15 protein-coding genes and 1 tRNA gene are annotated in these 18,660 nt (G+C 45.9%); 3 read left to right on the top strand and 13 right to left on the bottom strand.

Annotated elements, in window-relative coordinates; genetic code table 11:
- Positions 1–193 precede the first annotated feature (193 nt).
- Together topA and ACMXI2_RS03240 are read left to right on the top strand one after the other, a co-directional pair.
- Positions 194–2,545: a type I DNA topoisomerase gene (topA, locus tag ACMXI2_RS03245; RefSeq protein WP_483780285.1), complete on the top strand. Its 2,352-nt coding sequence runs from the start codon at positions 194–196 to the stop codon at positions 2,543–2,545.
- Between the two features lie 131 nt (positions 2,546–2,676).
- Entirely contained in the window at positions 2,677–3,549 is an 873-nt protein-coding gene (locus ACMXI2_RS03240) for a transglutaminase-like domain-containing protein (RefSeq protein ID WP_483780284.1), read from the top strand.
- Between the two features lie 323 nt (positions 3,550–3,872).
- Here the strand turns inward: ACMXI2_RS03240 and ACMXI2_RS03235 are convergent, their stop codons facing one another.
- From ACMXI2_RS03235 to ACMXI2_RS03215, 5 genes are all read right to left on the bottom strand, one after another.
- Positions 3,873–4,091, bottom strand: coding sequence for a hypothetical protein (locus ACMXI2_RS03235; RefSeq protein WP_483780283.1), 219 nt, complete (start codon positions 4,089–4,091; stop codon positions 3,873–3,875).
- Positions 4,092–4,180: 89 nt separating this feature from the next.
- Positions 4,181–5,494 carry a ribosome biogenesis GTPase Der gene (gene der / locus ACMXI2_RS03230; protein ID WP_483780282.1) on the bottom strand — a complete coding sequence of 438 codons (1,314 nt, stop codon included), beginning with the start codon at positions 5,492–5,494 and terminating at the stop codon, positions 4,181–4,183.
- A gap of 57 nt (positions 5,495–5,551) precedes the next feature.
- Entirely contained in the window at positions 5,552–6,421 is an 870-nt protein-coding gene (gene era, locus ACMXI2_RS03225) for a GTPase Era (RefSeq protein WP_483780280.1), read from the bottom strand.
- 115 nt (positions 6,422–6,536) lie between these two features.
- Positions 6,537–6,608, bottom strand: a tRNA-Met gene (locus tag ACMXI2_RS03220).
- A 111-nt stretch (positions 6,609–6,719) separates the two neighbouring features.
- Positions 6,720–7,127, bottom strand: a complete 408-nt coding sequence (locus tag ACMXI2_RS03215) for a single-stranded DNA-binding protein (RefSeq protein ID WP_483780279.1) — start codon at positions 7,125–7,127, stop codon at positions 6,720–6,722.
- Positions 7,128–7,366: 239 nt separating this feature from the next.
- Between ACMXI2_RS03215 and ACMXI2_RS03210 the strand changes: the two genes are divergently transcribed.
- Entirely contained in the window at positions 7,367–9,742 is a 2,376-nt protein-coding gene (locus ACMXI2_RS03210) for a TonB-dependent receptor (RefSeq protein ID WP_483780278.1), read from the top strand.
- A 59-nt stretch (positions 9,743–9,801) separates the two neighbouring features.
- Here the strand turns inward: ACMXI2_RS03210 and argH are convergent, their stop codons facing one another.
- From argH to ACMXI2_RS03170, 8 genes are all read right to left on the bottom strand, one after another.
- On the bottom strand, positions 9,802–11,136 hold the full coding sequence (argH, locus tag ACMXI2_RS03205; RefSeq protein ID WP_483780277.1) for an argininosuccinate lyase: 1,335 nt from the start codon (positions 11,134–11,136) through the stop codon (positions 9,802–9,804).
- A gap of 77 nt (positions 11,137–11,213) precedes the next feature.
- Positions 11,214–12,278, bottom strand: a complete 1,065-nt coding sequence (locus ACMXI2_RS03200; RefSeq protein WP_483780276.1) for a M20 family metallo-hydrolase — start codon at positions 12,276–12,278, stop codon at positions 11,214–11,216.
- Between the two features lie 3 nt (positions 12,279–12,281).
- Positions 12,282–13,070 carry an acetylglutamate kinase gene (gene argB / locus ACMXI2_RS03195; protein ID WP_483780275.1) on the bottom strand — a complete coding sequence of 263 codons (789 nt, stop codon included), beginning with the start codon at positions 13,068–13,070 and terminating at the stop codon, positions 12,282–12,284.
- 2 nt (positions 13,071–13,072) lie between these two features.
- Positions 13,073–14,023, bottom strand: a complete 951-nt coding sequence (locus ACMXI2_RS03190) for an N-acetylornithine carbamoyltransferase (RefSeq protein WP_483780274.1) — start codon at positions 14,021–14,023, stop codon at positions 13,073–13,075.
- Between the two features lie 72 nt (positions 14,024–14,095).
- Positions 14,096–15,223, bottom strand: coding sequence for an aspartate aminotransferase family protein (locus tag ACMXI2_RS03185; protein WP_483780273.1), 1,128 nt, complete (start codon positions 15,221–15,223; stop codon positions 14,096–14,098).
- A gap of 31 nt (positions 15,224–15,254) precedes the next feature.
- Positions 15,255–16,238, bottom strand: coding sequence for an N-acetyl-gamma-glutamyl-phosphate reductase (argC, locus tag ACMXI2_RS03180; RefSeq protein ID WP_483780272.1), 984 nt, complete (start codon positions 16,236–16,238; stop codon positions 15,255–15,257).
- Between the two features lie 11 nt (positions 16,239–16,249).
- Positions 16,250–17,440 carry an argininosuccinate synthase gene (locus ACMXI2_RS03175; protein ID WP_483780271.1) on the bottom strand — a complete coding sequence of 397 codons (1,191 nt, stop codon included), beginning with the start codon at positions 17,438–17,440 and terminating at the stop codon, positions 16,250–16,252.
- Between the two features lie 50 nt (positions 17,441–17,490).
- Positions 17,491–18,276 carry a GNAT family N-acetyltransferase gene (locus tag ACMXI2_RS03170; RefSeq protein ID WP_483780270.1) on the bottom strand — a complete coding sequence of 262 codons (786 nt, stop codon included), beginning with the start codon at positions 18,274–18,276 and terminating at the stop codon, positions 17,491–17,493.
- Between the last annotated feature and the right edge of the window lie 384 nt (positions 18,277–18,660).

Genomic DNA, 18,660 nt, shown 5'->3' with positions numbered 1-18,660 from the left:
TCCATCTGATTCGTGGTTTCTAATATACGTGTTTTAGCGGGTCCCCGTTTTTTTCATTACATTACAACGTATTTTAACGTTTAAAAGTGGCCTTATTTTTTAATTTGAAGGTACTTTTATATTATTGCGGAATTCATTGAAGTAATTATTTTACAGAATTTTGCGTATTTAGCAGCACAATAAAGAAGCATACATGGCAAAAAATTTAGTTATAGTTGAGTCCCCGGCGAAAGCCAAGACCATAGAAAAAATATTGGGCAATGACTTCGAAGTCAGGTCCTGCTTCGGTCATATACGTGACCTGGAGAAGGATGACATGGGGATAGACATTGAAAATAACTTCAAGCCTAAGTATGTGATCCCGGAAGATAAGGAAAAGGTGGTGAAGGAGCTGAAGAAGCTGGCAAAGGATACCGATGAGGTATGGCTGGCAACGGATGAGGACCGTGAAGGGGAAGCCATTTCCTGGCATCTGTGTGAGGTATTGAACCTGGACCCAAAGACGACCAAACGTATTGTTTTCCATGAGATTACCAAGCCGGCCATAGAAAATGCGGTACAGCATCCACGCAAACTGGATATGGACCGTGTAAACGCACAGCAGGCCCGCCGTATCCTGGATCGCATCGTAGGTTTTGAAATCTCCCCGGTACTGTGGCGCAAAATGAGTATGCGCAACTCCCTGTCCGCCGGCCGCGTACAATCCGTAGCAGTGCGGCTGATCGTAGAAAGGGAAAGAGAGATCAACACCTTTAATTCAGTGAGCACCTTTAAAGTGGAAGCTTATTTCACCGGTAAGGATATAAATGGCAAAAGCATTTCCTTCAAAGCAGATGGTCCCGGTAAATTCAAAACCGCAGAAGATGCGGAGAAATTCCTGGAACAATGCGTTGGAGCGGCCTACACTGTAAAAGACATACAGGTAAAGCCCGGTAAAAAATCGCCGGCGGCGCCTTTTACTACTTCCACCCTGCAACAGGAAGCCAGCCGCAAATTAGGCTACAGCGTTTCCAAAACCATGTTACTGGCCCAGAAGCTGTATGAAAGCGGTAATATCACCTACATGCGTACCGACTCCGTAAACCTGTCGGATACCGCCATCGGTGAAATTGAAAAAGCAATTAAAACCAGTTTCGGTGACAAATACCATCAGCACCGGAAATTCAAAAATAAAAATGAGTCCGCACAGGAAGCGCATGAGGCCATCCGTCCTACCTACATGGAAAACACCACAGTAGATGACAGCGATACCCGCAAACTGTACGAACTGATCTGGAAACGCACCATCGCCAGCCAGATGGCGGATGCGGAACTGGAAAAAACCACCGCTAAAATCGACATCTCTACTAACCACGAAGAGCTGAGCGCCAGCGGGGAAGTACTGAAATTCGACGGCTTCCTGAAAGTATATATGGAGAGCCGCGACGATGAGGATGAAACAGAAGAAGAACAGGAAGGCTCCTTACCGCCACTGGCAGTAAAACAGTCGCTGGATCTGAAAGAGATGAAAGCAACGGAAAGGTTCTCCCGCCCGGCTCCCCGTTACACGGAAGCCAGCCTGGTAAAGAAACTGGAAGAACTGGGCATTGGCCGTCCATCTACCTACGCACCTACTATTACTACTATCCAGAAGCGTAATTATGTAGAAAAAAGAGATAAGGAAGGAATAAAAAGAGATTTCCGCATCCTGACCCTCAAGGCAGATAAGATCACTAAACAAACCGATGCAGAAAATACCGGCGCGGAAAAATCAAAATTATTCCCCACCGATCTGGGAATGATTGTAACCGATTTCCTGAACCAGTATTTTAATAATGTAATGGACTACGGCTTTACCGCCAAAATTGAAGAGGAATTTGATGAAATTGCCAGCGGTAAGAAGGTGTGGAACACGATGATCAGTGAATTTTATTCTCCCTTCCATAAAGATGTGGAAAACACCCTGGAAAATGCAGAACGTGTAAAAGGAGAACGTCCGCTGGGCACCGATGCGGCTACCGGTAAGCCAATTGTAGCCCGTATGGGCCGCTATGGCCCGATGATCCAGATAGGCAGTGTGGAAGATGAGGAAAAGCCACGCTTTGCCAAATTAAAGTCCACACAAAGCATCGAAACCATCACGATGGATGAAGCGATGGAATTGTTTAAATTGCCTCGTAACCTGGGGCAGTTTGAGGACTCCGACGTAATTGTAAACATTGGCCGTTTTGGTCCTTATGCACAGCACGATAAGAAGTTTTATTCCCTGAAAAAGGAAATGGACCCTTACACCGTGGAACTGGATGAAGTAGCGCCGCTGATTGCGGAGAAACGCACTGCCAAAGACGAACGGACCATTAAGATATTTGAAAAAGAGAAAATTCAGATCCTGAAGGGCCCATATGGCCCTTATATTAAGCAAGGCCTGAAGAACTATAAGATACCGAAGGAGAAAATAGATAACGCAGCTGATTTAACAGTGGAAGATGCCAAAGCGATCATTGAAGACGTTAAAGCTAATCCACCGAAGAAAAAGGCGCCTCCCAGAAAGAAGAAAGCTGAATAACACTGTGGTAAGAATATGCTGAAAAATGGGGCAATGATAATAACTGCAGTGTGAAGGGTATGCTTATTATTTAATTTGCCGACAGGATCACATTATTTAATGATTACCACATGATCATAATAATGGATGGTATGAACGAAAACAGAGAAATAAACGCTTTGTTCCACCTGTTGGATGATCCGGATCTGGAGGTATTTGATACGGTTGCCAGTAAAATATTACTGTACGGTAAAGATATCATTCCGAACCTGGAGAATTTGTGGGAGAATACAATTGACGAGGCTATTCAGGAAAGGATAGAACTGCTCATTCACCGGGTACATTACCAGGATTTGCAGGCGGCGTTACGTGTATGGGGACTTTCAGAAACACACGACCTGATGCAGGGCGCCATACTGGCGGCCCGGTACCAGTTTCCCGATCTCATGGATGCACAGATCATCGCGGAAATAGACCGGATCAAACGTAATATCTGGCTGGAACTCAATAATTATCTTACACCACTGGAACAGATCAATGTGCTGAACAGCATGATCTATAACTACTTTGGCCTCAAAGGAGAAGAAGTTTCCTACCAGCGTAAAAATCAATTTTTTATTAACCAGGTGATAGAATCCAAAAAAGGTAACCCTGTTACCAATGGGATCATTTACCAGGGCCTGTGCGCCATGCTGGATTTACCGGTGTATGCAGTGAACATTCCCCGGCAGTTTATCCTGGCGTATTTCGACAGCTACATTGATTTTTCCACCCCGATAGAACCTGATGACCACCGGATCCTGTTCTTTATAGATCCCATACAGGGCCAGATCTACACTCAGCAAGATGTGGATACCTACCTGAAAAGGGTATCTGTACCACCGGTGCCGTCTTACTTCAAACCACAATCCAACAAACGCATTGTACAGTTCTTACTGGAAGAATTATCCAAATGCTTCCGGGACGACAAAGACGCCTACAAACAGGATGAGCTGATCAACCTGGCGAGTATACTCGAAGATTAGCGCGCCTTCGCGCCTTCGGCGCTGCGGAAATTGTCCTGGAGCAGGATTACGCTGATTATACTGATTTTCTTGATTTTTACTTTTGGGATTTTTTTTTGATTTTATAAAGGATTAAGGGAGATAAAAGCGAATATATCCGCTTCTATCTCCCTTAATCCTTTATAAAATCAAAAAGTAAAAATCAAGAAAATCAGTATAATCAGCGTAATCCTGCTCCAGGACAATTTAAAAGCGCCGAAGGCGCAAACACTAAAAAGCCCACCGCATAAGCGATGGGCTTTTCAATTTCTTGCAAGAAAAGATATTATTGTGATAATAATCTCTTACTTAGCTGGAGTTGCAGCAGCAGCAGAATCAACTGGAGCAGTTACAGCAGCAGAATCAACGTGAGCAGCAGAATCAACTGGAGCAGTTACTACTGGAGCAGCGTTCATTGTGTCTACTGGTGCAATTGCAGCAGAATCAGCAGCAGGAGTGCTACCACCGTTACAAGCAACGAAGAACATACCAGCGGCAACAGCGAATACGAATAATTTTTTCATTTTTTAGGTTGTTTTATTTTTAAAACCGCCGCAAAGGTATGCAAAATTTATAAAATACAAAATCTGCTGCCTGCTTTTTCGGTCATTATTTATTTCTTCCTGAAGAAGATTTTCAAAGGGACCCCCGTGAAATTGAATTTCGTACGGATCTGGTTCTCCAGGTAGTTACGGTACGGTGTTTTCACATCATCCGGCAGATTACAGAAAAAGGCAAATGCCGGCGTATGCGTAGGGATCTGCGTTACATACTTGATACGGATAGGAATACCTCTTACCACCGGTGGGTGATACGCTTCAATCGCTTTCAGCAACACATCATTCAGTACGGAAGTCTGGATCCGGCGTTTACGGTTTTCGTATACGTCCAGGGCTGTTTCAATAGCCTTGAAAATACGTTGCTTTTCAGTTACAGAAGTGAAGATGATAGGCACATCAGAGAACGGCGCCAGTCGCTCTTTCAGCGTTTTTTCGTAATCCCGGGCGGTGTTGGTACCTTTTTCCACGAGATCCCATTTGTTTACCAGTACCACTACGCCCTTACCTTTACGGGCAGCGAGACTGAAAATGCTGAGATCCTGTGCAGTGATACCTTTTTCAGCATCCAGCAACAGCATTACCACATCAGATTCATCTACCGCCTTGATGGCACGGATCACGGAATAAAATTCCAGGTCTTCATGCACTTTTGTTTTACGACGGATACCTGCGGTATCTATCAGCATGAAATCTTTCTGGAACATATTATAGCGGGTGTGAATGGTATCGCGGGTAGTACCGGCAATATCGGAAACGATATTACGCTCTACGCCTACCAGTGCATTCAGCAGGGATGATTTCCCTACGTTAGGCTGACCAATAATCGCTATTTTAGGAATATCTGTTTCCAGTCTTGCGTCTTCCATCTCCGGGGTAATAAAGCTTACCACGTCGTCCAGCAATTCGCCGGTACCGCTACCGGTCATGGAAGAAAGGAAGTGGATATGATCGAAGCCCATACTGTAGAATTCTGTGGCTTCCAGCTGACGCTGACTGTTATCTACTTTATTTACTACCAGGAAAACCGGTTTGGAGGTACGACGCAGGATATTTGCCACGTCTGCATCCAGATCGGTAATACCGGTGGTTACATCACACATGAAGATGATTACATTGGCCTCTTCCATTGCCACTTTTGCCTGCTTGCGAATCTCCCGCTCAAATACATCATCACTGTTGGTTACAAATCCGCCAGTATCGATTACGTTGAAGGTTTTGCCGTTCCAGTCGGCAATACCGTATTGACGATCGCGGGTTACACCGCTCTGGTCATCCACGATGGCCTTCCGTTGTTCCAGTAAACGATTGAACAACGTTGACTTGCCTACGTTGGGGCGACCCACTATAGCTACTGTAAATCCTGCCATTTTTTATTATATTTTGTCGTACTAACCTGGATAATACATCCAGGAATTTTGCAATGATTAATATCCGTATTCCTTCAGGAAAGTGTCGTTGTCGCGCCATTTGCCGCGTACTTTCACAAACAGTTCCAGGAATACTTTCCGCTCAATAAATTTCTCTATCTCCTGCCGGGCCAATGTTCCCAGCTCGCGGATGGATTTGCCCTTTTCACCGAGGATAATTCCTTTCTGGGTGTCGCGGGTTACGATGATTTCAGCAGTGATCTTCGTCAGTGTTTCCTTCTCCTGGAATTGTGTAACAATTACCGTGGTGTGATAAGGAATCTCTTCTTCAAACAGCTGGAATACTTTTTCACGGATCATTTCTGCCACTAAAAAGCGTGTAGACTTGTCCGTTAGTGTGTCATCCGGGTAGAACGGGTTGCCATCAGGCAGCAGTTTTATTATTTCAGCCAGCAGCTCCTTAATACCTTTCTTCTGCATGGCAGATACCGGTACTACCGCTGCTGCTTTGCCCCAGGCTTTGGCGCGTTCTACTAAAACTTCCATATCCTCTTTGAGGATATTATCCATTTTATTAAGGATGAGAATAACAGGTACTTTCAGTTTCAGTGAATCAAACAATTCCAGGTTTTCTTCCATCGAATCTTTCGAATCCATGATCAGCAAAGCCACATCCGCATCTTCGAGGGCAGATTTAACCGCACCCATCATTTTCTCGTGCAGCTTGTATTTTGGATCAATGATCCCCGGCGTGTCAGAAAAAACGATCTGATACGCAGGATCCGTTAATACGCCTGTAATACGGTGCCGCGTAGTTTGCACTTTGGGAGAAATAATAGCCAGCTTCTCGCCGATAATGGCGTTCAGCAACGTGCTTTTCCCCGCATTGGGCTTACCAAAAATATTTACAAAACCTGCCTTATGCATGATGACATTTAAAACCTGGTGATGTTGCTTTCACAACTCAAACTTACCGAAATAAAAAAAGCCGAATTTCTTCGGCTCTTAATCTTTTTTTATGGACGCTGACGTACCTATTTTGTAGCGAGGAGCGGATTCGAACCACTGACCTTCGGGTTATGAGCCCGACGAGCTACCTCTGCTCTACCTCGCAATGAGGGTGCAAAGATACAAATATTTCAATCCGCTCCAAATCTTTTTTAAAAGAAACACGAAAAGCCAACCGTAACTGGTTGGCTTTCATATTGGAATGCTTCATACATTGTTAGAATGGAAGATCGTCAGCGGGCTGCTCCTGAACGGGCTCTGCCTCGGGTACGGTCATTTCAGCAACCGGCGTCTTCCGCTTTTCCTCGTCCTTACGGCTGAGTAACTGCAGCGAAAACACCCGGAGCCTGATGGCCCCGCATAACGCACCGGTAACGGTACTTACATAAGCCTCCAGTTTTGGAGCGCCTTCTACATACACCATTACACCCTGCGTTAAATAAGGAGCTACATTGGCCTTGTCCCAGAGCGAGCAATCCACCCAGGTGGTTCTTTCTTCCAGTACGCCCTGCGCGTTTTTAAAACGCTCATTTACCGCTACCGGAAAATTGAAAACAGTGGCGCCGTTGACTTCTTTTTTCACTACATCGCGGCCAAGATGCCCGATAAACTGAAGTTTCATCATCAGAAATAAAGATTTAAATGATTAAAAATTTATAAACGATGACTGAGAGAAGTATCTCTGAAAATTACACCTTTTTCCTTCTCCCAAAAAATAATTTCTGATTTATTATAGATACAAGTATACCTTTGCATTAACACAACACATGGGGTGCCTTACTTTCAGGCTGAGATCACACCCAATGAACCTGGACCAGGTAATGCTGGTTAGGAATGAACTAACAGAAAACACATATCATTAAAATGAAACAGCTAATGTTATTAGTGCTGCTATCCATAGCAGGCACTTTACATGCACAATCCCTGGTTACGGGTACCGTTACCAGTAAAGCCAGCGGCCAGCCACTGGAGGGTGTTACCATCTCCGTCAACCAAACCGGCGCTGTTACCGACAGCAGAGGCCACTACAGTATTCGTCTTCCTAAAAAAGGAAATTATCCCTTAACCGCCAGCTATATTGGCTTCAAAACATTTACCACTACCATCACTGCGAATAATACCACGCAACTGACGGATATTTCACTGGAAACAACGGCACTGTTTGTAAAGCCCGTCGAGATCAGCAGCTTGCGCGCCGGCAAAAATTCGCCTTTCGTAAACACCACTTTAACAGCAGCGGATATTAAGCAACAAAACCTCGGTCAGGATCTGCCCATACTGCTGGATCAGCAGCCTGGCGTGGTAACCAACTCAGACGCCGGTACCGGTATCGGCTACACCGGTATGCGCGTACGCGGCTCCGATATCACCCGCATCAACGTTACCGTAAATGGTATCCCCGTAAACGATGCAGAATCGCAGGGAACATTTTTTGTGAACATGCCCGACTTTGCTTCCTCCGTTAGCAGTGTTCAGCTGCAACGCGGCGTAGGTACCTCTACCAACGGCGCCGCCGCTTTTGGCGCCACACTGAACCTCAGCACTAACGAATTCAATGAAAAAGCATACGGCGAAATCAGCAACAGCTACGGTTCTTTCAATAGCTGGAAACATACAGTGAAAGCCGGTTCCGGCCTCATCAACGATCACTTCACCATTGATGCGCGCCTCTCCAAAATTTCATCAGACGGGTATATCGACCGCGCCACTTCAGACCTGCGCTCTTTCTATACTTCCGCCGCCTATGTTTCTGCCAAAACAGCCATCAGGCTGAATGTCTTCTCCGGGAAAGAAAAAACATACCAGGCATGGAATGGCGTACCACAGGCACTCCTGGAAACAGACCGCACCTACAATTCTGCCGGCGCCGATAAACCAGGCACTCCCTACGATAATGAAACGGACAACTATCAACAGGATCATTACCAGCTATTCCTGAACCAGGAAATAAATGCACATCTCAACTTCAACGTAGCTTTCCACCTCACCCGCGGACGCGGCTACTACGAACAATATAAAGCGCAGCAGGCGTTCTCCGGATACGGACTGGAAGGCCCTGTGATTAACGGTAAAAAAGTAGATACCACCGACCTTGTCCGGCAGCTGTGGCTCGATAACTACTTCTATGGCTCCGTATTTTCCGTAAACCGCACCGGCGACAAATTCAACTGGAGCCTGGGCGGCGGCTGGAACCGCTATACCGGCGATCATTATGGCAAAATCATCTGGGCGCAAACAGGCATCAATAAAGACCACGAATACTATAATTATCCCGCTGCCAAAAACGATTTCAATATCTACTGGAAAGGAGAATATAAACTCACGCCTGCACTGAGCATTTTTGCAGATATGCAGTACCGCAACATCATGTACAACATGGATGGCTTTGAAGCCGCACCTGCATACATGGCACACGTGAATTATAATTTCTTTAATCCGAAAGCAGGTATCTCTTACAACATCAATCCTACCAACCGTGTATTCGCTTCGGTTGCTATTGCGCACAAAGAGCCTAACCGCGTCGATTTTGAAAACAACTTCGGCACAACAACACCCAAACCGGAAGTACTCCGCGATGTGGAAGCCGGCTATTCATGGAACAACAACATCGCTGCTGTCCAGGCGAACGTTTATTATATGAATTATAAAAACCAGCTGGTGCAAACCGGTATGCTCAACGATGTTGGCGCATACATCCGCACCAACATTCCTAAAAGCTACCGCATGGGTATTGAAGTAAACGGAAATGTAAAACTGGGCAACATGGTGAGCGTAGCTGCCAATGCAGCTTTGAGCCAGAATAAAGTACTGGACTATCATGCCATTACCTACGATGCGGACTATACTCCGCATACACAGGTGTTCAACAAAACAGATATTTCGTTCTCTCCTTCTTTCGTAGGTGGGTTAACGTTAACCGTGAAACCGGTGAAGAACCTCAACATCGATGTACTGGGTAAATATGTAAGCCGTCAGTATATGGATAACACCTCCAATATAGCGGGCAGCCTGGATGCTTACTTTGTAAACAACCTGCGTATCAACTACGTAGTGCCGCAACCGTTATTCCGTGAACTCGGTCTGCAATTCATGCTGAACAATATCTTCAACGTGAAGTATGAACCCAACGGAAGTACTTACAGCAGCTATGATCAGGCCAGCAACCGCGTGGTATACGACAATTACTATTACCCGATGGCAGGCATTAATTTCTTTGCCGGAGTGACTATAGGATTCTAAAAGATACAGGCATAAAAAAAGCGAGGTGATCACCTCGCTTTTTTTATGCCTGTATCTTATCAACTATTTAGCAATTTCTCTATCGCTTTATCTACCGATTCAAAAGGGAAACCTTTTATCACGGCATCCATTTGCGCGGCAATCTGTTCTGTACCTAAATTACCGATGCTGCCTGCATGGGTATGTTTTACTTCTTTATCAGGTGAGAAGGTGCCGTTTTCGATATCCATGCCTACTTTCTTATAGGCTTCACGGAATGGCGTCCCCTGCAACACCAGGTTATTTACCACTTCCACGCTGAACAGGTATTGGTACTTATCATCATCCAGTATGTTTTCCTTAATGCGCACATTTTCCAGCATCAGGCGGCTCATACGGATACAGTCTTTCAGCGTTTGGAAAGCAGGGAATAAATTTTCTTTCAGCAGCTGCAGATCGCGGTGATAGCCGGAAGGCAGGTTGGTGATCATCATGGTAATTTCATTGGGCAACGCCTGGAGCTTGTTGCCATGAGAGCGGATCAGTTCCCATACATCGGGGTTCTTTTTATGCGGCATGATGCTGGAGCCGGTGGTGAGTTCATCCGGGAAACTGATGAAGCCGAAGTTCTGGTTCATGAACAAACAGGCGTCCATCGCCATTTTAGCAATGGTGGCTGCAATGCCGGCCAGTGCAAAAGCCACTATTTTTTCTGTTTTACCGCGTCCCATTTGGGCGTACACCACGTTGTAGTTGAGCGAATCAAAACCCAGCAAAGCGGTGGTAAGCTCACGGTCAAGGGGGAACGAAGATCCGTAACCGGCTGCGGAGCCAAGTGGATTTTTGTTCACTACTTTATAGGCGCCCTGTAACATGGTGAGGTCGTCTACCAGGCTTTCGGCATAAGCGCCAAACCATAATCCGAAGGAAGAAGGCATAGCAATTTGCAGGTGGGTGTAACCTGGTATCAGGTGTGCTTTGTGCGCTTCACTTTTTTGCTGTAACAGGTGGAATAACGAAAGTACTTCCTCTGTCATGGTTTGCAGTTCATGACGCAGAAACAGCTTCAGATCTACCAAAACCTGGTCGTTGCGGGAACGGCCGCTGTGGATCTTCTTGCCTACTTCTCCCAAACGGCGGGTCAGCAACAGTTCTACCTGTGAGTGGATATCTTCCACTCCTTCTTCCAGTTTAAATTCACCGGATTGAATTTCCCGGTAAATGTTTTTGAGTTCCTGTTTTAATATCGTGAGTTCTTCTGCTTCCAGCAATCCTATACTTTGCAGCATGGTGATATGTGCCATAGAACCCAGCACATCAAACGGCGCCAGGAAGGCATCCATTTCACGGTCTTTTCCTACGGTGAATGTTTCCACCGCTGCTAAGGAGGCTTTATCTTTTTGCCACAATTTCATAATACTATAGTTTTTCCATGCTGTGTTAAAGCATGAAATTAAAAATCATATTTACCAAAGATACGCTGCCATTCATACTACTGGATCATTTCAAGTAACTGAATATAGCTCTGGATACCGTCTTTTATTTCATGCAGGTGAATATATTCATCTGCAGTATGTGAGCGGGCGGAATCGCCGGGACCCATTTTCACAGAGGTAGCCGGGATCAGCGCCTGGTCGGACGTGGTAGGCGATCCGTAGCAGGTTTTACCCACACTTATGCCTGCCTGCACAAACGGATGCTCCATTGGAATAAAGGAGGGCCGCATTCTCATGGACCGTGGCTTTACTTCGCAGGATACATTGGCCTGGATAATTTCCAGTAATTCCTCGAGGGTATATTGATCGGTAGCCCGTACATCCACCACAAAGGTACAGTCGGCCGGTACTACGTTATGTGCTTTATTGGAAGTACTGATCACGGTGGCGCTCATCTTCACAGGCCCAAGTGTTTCCGATACTTTCGGGAAGCGGAAATCCTTGAACCAGTTTAAATCAGGCAATGCTTTATACAACGCATTTTCTCCTTCCTCCCTCGCGGCGTGGCCTGCTTTGCCGTAGCTGGTGCAATCCAGTACCATCAGTCCTTTTTCGGCAATGGCCAGTTGTGTTAAAGTGGGTTCTCCCACAATGGCAAACTCAATAGCGGGCAGTTTTGGCAGGATACTTTCTATCCCGTTGGCGCCGCTGATCTCTTCTTCTGCGGTGGCTGTGAGGATGATATTGTAGCTCAGGTTACTACGATGATAAAAATGCAGGAACGTCGCAATCAGGCTAACCAGGCAACCGCCGGCATCATTGCTACCGAGCCCGTAGAGCTTTCCGTTTTCCACATCCGGGCTAAAAGGATCGCGGCTATATTGTGGATTGGGTTTTACGGTATCATGATGGGAGTTCAGGAGTATATTACGTTTGGAGGGATCGTAATGTTTATTGAGGGCCCAGATATTATTGAGATGCCGCTCATGCGGAATATCCATTGCCGTCAGGAACTCACTGATCAGTTGCGCGGTGCCGTCTTCTTCGCGGCTTAATGAAGGAGTGGCGATCATCTGTTTAAGCAGGGCCACCGCCACATCATATAGTTTTTCGTTCCACATAGGTTAGCATATTAGAGTGCCTGCCACTTTCGGGGTTGTATTGCTCAGAACATCATCTGCATGTCCTATCAGCACTTCTTTTACACCATTATCAATTGCCCCGAAAGCGTTTTGCAGTTTAGGCAATATCCCGTCTGTCAGTATTTTTTCTTCCAGCAGTTGCTGGTAAATTTCTTTGTTGATGAGATTAATAACGGATTCATCATCTGCAGGATCACGCAACACCCCTTTCTTTTCAAAGCAATAGATCAGCCGTACGCTGTAGTGCTGCGATAAAGCAATAGCCAGCGAAGAGGCAATAGTATCTGCATTGGTATTCAGGATCTGGCCATTACCATCATGCGTAAGCGGGGCAAACACCGGCGTAATACCGGTATCCAGCAATGCTTTCAGCGGACCGGTATGCAGGATCTCCGTGCGAACATCTCCTACAAAACCGTAGTCGATTTCCTTTACCGGTCTTTTTACAGCGGGGATGATGTTGGCGTCGGCGCCGGTTAAACCGATGGCATTACAGCCATTGGCCTGCAGTTTGGCTACCAGCTGTTTGTTTACCAAACCGCCGTATACCATTGTCACTACGTCGATAGTGTCTGCATCGGTGATCCGTCTGCCGTCTACATACTTCGATTCGATACCCAGCTTATCACCGATACGGGTAGCAATTTTGCCGCCGCCGTGTATCAGGATCTTTTTACCGGGGATTGCTGCAAACTTCTCCAGGAAGGTTTGCAGCAACGCCGGGTTATCGATTACGTTCCCGCCTACTTTGATAATAAATAAGTCGATCATAATTATCCTTTCAGTATTTCACTCAAAACTGCCTGGGCTGCCCATACCCGGTTACCGGCTTCCCGGATAACGATGGATTGTGGACCGTCCAGTACTTCATCTGCAATCACTACATTCCTTCTTACGGGCAGGCAGTGCATTACTTTGGCAGCATTGGTGAGTTTGAGTTTTTCGTTGGTAAACATCCAGGAAGGGTCTGTGCAGGTGATTTTGCCATAGTCTTTGTAGGATGACCAGTTTTTCACATATACAAAATCCGCGTCCTGCAAGGCTTTATCCTGATCGTATTCAATTTGTGCATTACCGGAAAATTTCCCGTCCAGTTCGTAGCCTTCGGGATGGGTGATCACAAAATCTGCTTCGCCCCATGCGTTCATCCATTGTGCAAAGGAGTTGGGAACAGCCTGTGGCAGCGCTTTTACGTGAGGCGCCCAGGTCATTACCACTTTAGGTTTACGGGTTTGCTGCCAGTTTTCCTTTATGGTAATTACGTCTGTTAAACTCTGCAAAGGGTGCAGGGTAGCGCTTTCCAGGCTTACTACCGGCACACCGGCGTACTTAATGAACTGGTTAATATATTTCTCTGTATAATCTTCTTCTTTATTTTTCAACCCCGGAAAAGTACGGATGGCCAGTATATCGAAATACTGTCCCATTACTGCCGCCGCTTCTTTCACGTGTTCGGTGGTGTTGCCATTCATCACTACGCCATCATTCATTTCCAGCGCCCATCCTTCCTTGTCGATGTTAAATACGATCGCTTCCATACCCAGGTTCTTTGCAGCGATCTGTGTACTTAAACGTGTTCGCAAACTGGGATTCAGGAATATCATTCCCACTGTTTTGTTCTTACCTAATTCCTTATCCCTGAAAGGATCTTTCTTATAGTTCAGCGCAATGTCCACTAACCGCGGGACACTGGGAACATCTGCTGTAGAAATAAATTGTTTCATTTCGCTTATAGGCTTTAAACAGGCAGTGGAAAGATGTTAAAGGCACACTGCCTGCCGTACATGGTTGTTTACTTATTTATTTAATGCTTTTCCGAATGCTTCCAGGAACTGATCTGCGTGGGCCTGTGTAAGCGCCAGGGAAGGGAGCAAACGGATTACGTTTGGTTTTGCTTCACCGGTAAAGATCTTATGGGTATACAGCAGTTCTTTTCTCACCTGTGATAATTCTTCCGGGAGATCTATACCGATCATCAAACCACGGCCTCTTACTTCTTTCACCTTATCAAATGTGCGTAGCTGTTCCATGAGATAGTTACCTACCGTAGCTGCGTTGTCCATCAGTTTTTCCGCCTGTATGGTTTCCAGTACTGCCAGGGCTGCTGCGCAGGCCAGGTGATTACCGCCGAAGGTAGTACCCAGCATACCATACACCGCATGGAATTTAGGTGCAATGATGATAGCGCCGATCGGGAAACCATTTCCCATTCCTTTCGCCATGCTGTAGATATCTGCATTTATACCCGCAAAATCGTGCGAGTAGAATTTACCGCTGCGGCCATATCCACACTGTACGGAGTCTGCAATGAACACGGCGTTGTGCGCATCACACAGGCTCCTGATCTTCCGCAGGAAAGATTCGCTGGCTACGTTGATACCTCCTACACCCTGGATACCTTCAATGATCACGGAGGATACTTCATATTGCTGGAAAGCCTGTTCCAGTGCAGCTTCATCTTCCCAGGGTAAAAATACCACGTTGTCTGTTTCATTTACCGGCGCTACAATCTTCGGATTGTCGGTAGCTGCTACTGCCAGGGAGGTTCTGCCGTGAAATGCTTTTTTAAAGGCAATGACTTTCTTTTTACCGTTGTAAAAAGAGGCCAGCTTCAGTGCATTTTCATTGGCTTCCGCACCGGAGTTACACAGGAACAGCTGGTAGTCTTCCTTACCAGAAACCTTGCCCAGCAAGGTCGCCAGCTCTTCCTGTAAAGGCATCTTTACAGAATTGGAATAAAAGCCTACTTTATGCAACTGATCTGTAAGGCGCTTTACATAATGTGGATGCGTATGACCAATGGAGATCACTGCATGCCCGCCATACAGGTCCAGGTATTGTGTGCCCTTGTTGTCCCAAACATGCGAGTCCTGGGCTTTTTCTATGATGATATCGTTAACGGGATAAACGTCGAAAAGTTTCATGTCGGCAATAAATTGAAAATGATAAAAACACTTAGAATACGATGGACTTCAGTTTCAGTCCTGCCGTTTCATCCAGTCCGCACATCAGGTTCATGTTTTGCACTGCCTGACCGGAAGCGCCTTTCAACAGGTTGTCTTCAATGGAGTGGATCACCAGTTTGTTACCGGTTTTTTCCAGTTGAATCAAACATTTGTTGGTGTTCACTACCTGTTTCAGATCGATCTGTTTATCGCTTACATGTGTAAACGGATGACCGGCGTAAAAGTCTTTATACAGCTTCACAGCGTCTTCCAGCGATAAGTCGGTTTGCAGGTACGAGGTTACCCATATTCCTCTTGGATAATCGCCGCGTACGGGAACAAAATTCACCTCACCATTGAAGCCTGGCTGCAACAGCTGCAGGCTTCGTCGTATTTCTTTCAGGTGCTGATGATTCAGCACTTTATAGGTGGAAATATTATTGGCTCTCCAGGTAAAGTGCGAGGTAGCCTGCAAGCTCTGCCCCGCCCCGGTGGAACCGGTGATACCGGTGGTATGTACTTCAGTGAGCAGGCCCGCTTTGGCCAGTGGTAACAGCCCCAGCTGGATACCGGTAGCAAAGCAGCCGGGGTTGGCAATGTTCTGCGCAGTTTTTATCAGGTCGCGTTGCATTTCCGGCAGGCCGTATACAAAAGTGCGGTCCTTTACGGTTTCGCCTAAACGAAAATCCTGGCTCAGGTCAATTACTTTTACATGGGCAGCCACCTCAGTTGCTTCGAGGAATTTTTTAGATTCCCCGTGGCCCAGGCAAAGGAACATCACATCAATATCGTTGCTCAGATCGCCGGTAAACAGTTGTTCTGTTTCGCCCAGCAGGTCTGCGTGTACTGCGTACAAAGGATTGCCTGCATTACTACGGCTATGTACAAACGAAATAGCAACATCCGGGTGATTCAATAAAAGCCGGATCATTTCACCGCCTGTATAACCTGCCCCGCCTACAATTCCTGCTCTTATCTTTTTATCATTTGCCATTGCCTGCTGATTTAGATAGAATTTTTAACCTGATGCCAGATCATGGTCTGGTTACCAAAAATTTTGCTGAATCCTCTTACGTCATCTCCGCTCCAGCCGGTGTTCATTTCACCGTATTTACCAAACTTGCTGCTCATCAGATCGTAAGGGGAGCTGATACCGGTAACCTGGAAACGGTAAGGCATGAGGGTAACAAATACTTCGCCGGAAACATTTTCCTGGGTATTTTGCAGGAAGGCTTCAATGTCGCGCATTACGGGGTCCATGATCTGACCTTCGTGCATGTAGTTACCATAAAACTGGGCCAGTTGATCTTTCCAGCTCAGCTGCCATTTTGTTAACACATGTTTTTCCAGTGCGTGATGCGCTTTGATGATTACCATCGGCGCAGCGGCTTCAAATCCTACACGTCCTTTGATACCGATGATAGTATCGCCTACGTGGATATCGCGGCCAATGGCAAAAGGACCGGCGATGGTTTGTAAATATTGAATAGCTTCAGACGGATGACCAAATTTTTTGTCATTCACACCAGTAAGCTCACCTTTTTCGAAAGTTAATTTCACGGGTTCTTCTCCCTGCTTTGTGAGCTGGGTAGGCCATGCCGCTTCAGGCAGCATACCATTGGAGGTGAGTGTTTCTTTTCCGCCAACAGAAGTTCCCCACATACCTTTATTGATAGAGTACATGGCTTTTTCAAAGTTCACTTCTACTCCTTTGGATTTGAGGTAGGAGATCTCTTCTTCACGGCTCAGTTTCAGATCACGGATCGGGGTAATGATTTCCACGCCGGGGATCATGATATGGAACACCATATCAAAACGTACCTGGTCGTTACCTGCGCCGGTGCTGCCGTGCGCTACTGCGTCGGCGCCTACTTCCTTCACATATTCCGCGATGGCGAGTGCCTGGCTCATGCGCTCTGCACTTACGCTCAGCGGGTAGGTATTATTTTTCAGTACATTACCGAAGATGAGGTATTTGATCACACCATCATAATAAGAACGTATTGCATTAACAGTTTTATGACTTTTAACGCCCAGGCTGTAAGCGCGCTTTTCTATTTCCTGCAATTCTTCTTCAGAAAAACCGCCAGTGTTTACGATCACTGAATGCACTTCATATCCTTTTTCTTCGGTCAGATATTTAACGCAATAGGAAGTATCAAGTCCTCCGCTAAATCCCAGTACTACTTTTTTCATTATGACATCTTTTTTTATAAATCCAGATAACAATATTGACGACCCTGTAGTCAGAACAGGAAAAATTTCTTTTTAGATCCGGTGGCGCCACCTTCTTTTTTGCTTTTCAGCAAAACAAATCTTTTAAAACGTAACCATCGCTCGTAGAGCTTTATGTTTCCTTTAAATCTACGGCGGCGTCTGGCGTGGTGCATATGACCGCTGGCGCTCACGGATAATTGTGGCTGCGGTTGTGGTTCAGGTTCAGGAAGAGGCGCTTTTTCGGCCATTGCTTTTTCTTCTGCTTCCTTCAGTTTCTCCAGTGGGTTGTACAGCATGGCGGTACACAGGCAGTTTTTCCTGTCCTTCATAGTGAGGATATCGAAGTTCACGCAGCTTCTGCAGCCTTTCCAGAACTCTTCATCATCGGTGAGTTCGGAATAGGTTACCGGCTCGTATCCGAGTTCGGAGTTGATTTTCATTACTGCGAGGCCGGTGGTTAAACCAAAGATCTTGGCATCCGGGTATTTCTCCCTCGACAGTTCAAATATTCTCTTTTTAATCGATTTAGCCACACCGTGGCCTCTGAAGGCGGGATTAACGATCAGACCCGAATTCGCCACAAATTTCTCATGACCCCAGGCTTCAATATAGCAGAAGCCTACCCATTCGCCCTTGTCGGTAACCGCAATTACCGCCTTGCCTTCGTTCATTTTCAGCTCTACATAGTCAGGGGAACGCTTCGCAATGCCGGTTCCTCTTGCTTTTGCAGATGATTCCATCTCGTCTGTGATGGTATTTGAATAGTGAATATCGTCAGGAGTGGCTACCCTAACGATGATATGTTGATTTTCCAACTTTTTAAATTGAAATCGTGAATCAATAAACTAACTTGAAATTCCATTGCTGGAAAGGTTCACCGGAGGATTGGGGAATCGCGGTGCGATAGCGGCCATATTCAGACAAGCGCTATCAAATTCTAGGTCGTCGGGAAAGAAATCTAAAGACATTGAACCCAACAGAATATACCCCCTCGGTTAAAGCGGGATGATATGCAGAAATGTTGGTATGAGTTGCGGTTTTTTCCAACTTCAGTTCAGCGTTAAATTGTTATAAATATTGTCTTTAGTTTAGATTATCGGCAAAGTTATAACAATATCCTTTTAAATAGTCGAATTTTTTTTGAGTAGAGAAGAATTTTAACAACCGCGGATGTTGTCTTTCTCAGGATTACGCTGATT

The organism is Chitinophaga sp. G7 BAM 1005, from assembly GCF_057126945.1.
This window is presented reverse-complemented; position numbering and strand designations above follow the sequence as displayed.

Excerpts from the sequence above, each read along its gene's own strand:
- topA (WP_483780285.1), top strand. The coding sequence starts at position 194 with ATGGCAAAAAATTTAGTTATAGTTGAGTCCCCGGCGAAAGCCAAGACC.
- ACMXI2_RS03240 (WP_483780284.1), top strand. The coding sequence starts at position 2,677 with ATGAACGAAAACAGAGAAATAAACGCTTTGTTCCACCTGTTGGATGAT.
- ACMXI2_RS03235 (WP_483780283.1), bottom strand. The coding sequence starts at position 4,091 with ATGAAAAAATTATTCGTATTCGCTGTTGCCGCTGGTATGTTCTTCGTT.
- der (WP_483780282.1), bottom strand. The coding sequence starts at position 5,494 with ATGGCAGGATTTACAGTAGCTATAGTGGGTCGCCCCAACGTAGGCAAG.
- era (WP_483780280.1), bottom strand. The coding sequence starts at position 6,421 with ATGCATAAGGCAGGTTTTGTAAATATTTTTGGTAAGCCCAATGCGGGG.
- ACMXI2_RS03215 (WP_483780279.1), bottom strand. The coding sequence starts at position 7,127 with ATGATGAAACTTCAGTTTATCGGGCATCTTGGCCGCGATGTAGTGAAA.
- ACMXI2_RS03210 (WP_483780278.1), top strand. The coding sequence starts at position 7,367 with ATGAAACAGCTAATGTTATTAGTGCTGCTATCCATAGCAGGCACTTTA.
- argH (WP_483780277.1), bottom strand. The coding sequence starts at position 11,136 with ATGAAATTGTGGCAAAAAGATAAAGCCTCCTTAGCAGCGGTGGAAACA.
- ACMXI2_RS03200 (WP_483780276.1), bottom strand. The coding sequence starts at position 12,278 with ATGTGGAACGAAAAACTATATGATGTGGCGGTGGCCCTGCTTAAACAG.
- argB (WP_483780275.1), bottom strand. The coding sequence starts at position 13,070 with ATGATCGACTTATTTATTATCAAAGTAGGCGGGAACGTAATCGATAAC.
- ACMXI2_RS03190 (WP_483780274.1), bottom strand. The coding sequence starts at position 14,023 with ATGAAACAATTTATTTCTACAGCAGATGTTCCCAGTGTCCCGCGGTTA.
- ACMXI2_RS03185 (WP_483780273.1), bottom strand. The coding sequence starts at position 15,223 with ATGAAACTTTTCGACGTTTATCCCGTTAACGATATCATCATAGAAAAA.
- argC (WP_483780272.1), bottom strand. The coding sequence starts at position 16,238 with ATGGCAAATGATAAAAAGATAAGAGCAGGAATTGTAGGCGGGGCAGGT.
- ACMXI2_RS03175 (WP_483780271.1), bottom strand. The coding sequence starts at position 17,440 with ATGAAAAAAGTAGTACTGGGATTTAGCGGAGGACTTGATACTTCCTAT.